At 74.5% G+C, this 1,105-nt stretch carries 1 protein-coding gene and 1 pseudogene; one reads left to right on the top strand and one right to left on the bottom strand.

Going from position 1 to position 1,105, the window contains the following annotated elements:
* Positions 1-548: TIGR03089 family protein (locus AOK01_RS40055; RefSeq protein WP_055520569.1), on the bottom strand; the 548-nt coding region annotated here is incomplete at its 3' end.
* Positions 549-687: 139 nt separating this feature from the next.
* On the opposite strand from AOK01_RS40055, the pseudogene AOK01_RS44550 reads away from it, so the two are divergent.
* Positions 688-1,105: pseudogene (locus AOK01_RS44550) on the top strand (N-acetylmuramoyl-L-alanine amidase); the annotation flags it as partial.

Below are 1,105 nucleotides of genomic sequence, written 5' to 3'. Positions count from 1 at the left end.
CCCCGAGCCCGCTCGACAACCTCCGCCCCCGTCAGCTCCGCCCCGGCCACGACCAGCGCGGGTGCCTCCGGGTCCACGGGCCCGTACGGCCGGAAGACGTCACCCTGACCGGGAACCTCGACCGCGTAGTCGGCGTACCCGGCCGGCGCCTGTGCGAAGCGACGCCCCAGCGGCGCGAGCGACAGCGCCACCCGCTCCCCGGAACAGGCGAGCCCGGCCTCGAACTGCCCGGGCCCGGCGACCACATGGTCGGCCCCGCCGGCGTCGCCCCCGACATCCGCGACCACGCCCACGGAGGAACACGCGAGCAGCCACACCGCCGTCTGCCAGTGCGCGGGCAGCAGCAGCGCCACGCGCTCGCCGGGCTCGGCGCCCAGCTCGCCCTGGAGCAGATTGGCGGTCTTGGCCACCCAATTGGCGAAGGTGGCCACGGACAGTTCGACACGTTCGCCCGTGGCGTCGTCGTAGAAGGTCACCAGGGGGCGCGCGGGGTCCGCGGCGAGCGCGGATCGCAGCAGGTCGGCAGGGGTGCGGTCGGTGGCGGTCACGGGACGCAAGCCTACGCGGGCGGTCGCCGGTACGGCGGAACCGAGGGTCACCGGTTCGGCCGAGTCCGGCCGGGTACGGCCGACGGTCCGTCAAATCCCGGATAGACAGATAAGTATCACTATGTCCAGGATCAGGGGCATGCGCGGACATCTTGCTTCCTCGATCGCCGTCACCTGTGCGGCAGCCCTGGCCCTTCCACTGGCGCTGTCCTCGGACGCCGCGGCCACGCCTCCGACGGCCGAGAGACCGACCACCAGCGGGACCACCACCAGCAGACAGACCACTGGCAGACCGGTCACCGAGTGGACCGCCCCGGACAGGTCGGCCTCCGGACGGACGGCGGCACGCGCCTGGCCCGCCCCACCAAGGCCGTTGACGACCCCGACGACTTCGATGGCGGCCCTCTCCAGGACCCCGGCGGCGGCTCTTGCCGCCCCCGCAGCCGCCGCGGCCCTCGCGGCCCCAGTGGCCCCGGTGGCGACGCGAGCCGACCGTGCCGTCCCCGGCAGCACCCAGTCCCTCCCGCTCGCGCCCCTCACTCCCGGCACCCCCCAGG

It is taken from the genome of Streptomyces aurantiacus, assembly GCF_001418335.1.
GTDB classification, from domain to species: domain Bacteria; phylum Actinomycetota; class Actinomycetes; order Streptomycetales; family Streptomycetaceae; genus Streptomyces; species Streptomyces aurantiacus.
Note: the sequence above shows the minus strand (reverse complement) of the source record. Positions and strands in the feature narration are given on the sequence as shown.